The organism is Paenibacillus farraposensis, from assembly GCF_020736845.1.
GTDB lineage: Bacteria > Bacillota > Bacilli > Paenibacillales > Paenibacillaceae > Paenibacillus > Paenibacillus farraposensis.
This window is the reverse complement of the sequence record NZ_JAFFQR010000070.1, coordinates 1-331: the sequence shown is the minus strand read 5'-3', so window position 1 is coordinate 331 and position 331 is coordinate 1. Positions and strand designations below refer to the sequence as shown.

Here is a 331-nt window from a genome sequence, read left to right as displayed (position 1 = left end):
GCAGGGCAATGGATGCTAGTGTCATAAAATCCTGGCTGGAGGAAAAAGAAGCATACGCCTACAGCTATCAAGCGTTGACCCAAGTCGATCTATCCAGCGGAGATTACAGCTCTCTGGATTTTCGCCATACCGCCTTTCGCCAAATCAAAATGGAGCATAGTCGTTTGCATAGCTGCATTCTCGCAGGAACCGTGTGGCAAGAAGCCCAGCTAGATGGAATTGACCTTTCGTACAGTCTGCTTCATGGAGCTGATTTCAGCGGTTGTTCCCTGCATGGGGCTGTTCTGGACGCTGTCTCAGGGAATCGCGCATATGGTTCAGATGAATGGCT

1 protein-coding gene is annotated in these 331 nt (G+C 50.2%); it reads left to right on the top strand.

The window, feature by feature from the left end; translation table 11 throughout:
• Nucleotides 1-331: pentapeptide repeat-containing protein (locus tag JO375_RS12525; RefSeq protein WP_229524803.1), on the top strand; the 331-nt coding region annotated here is incomplete at both ends.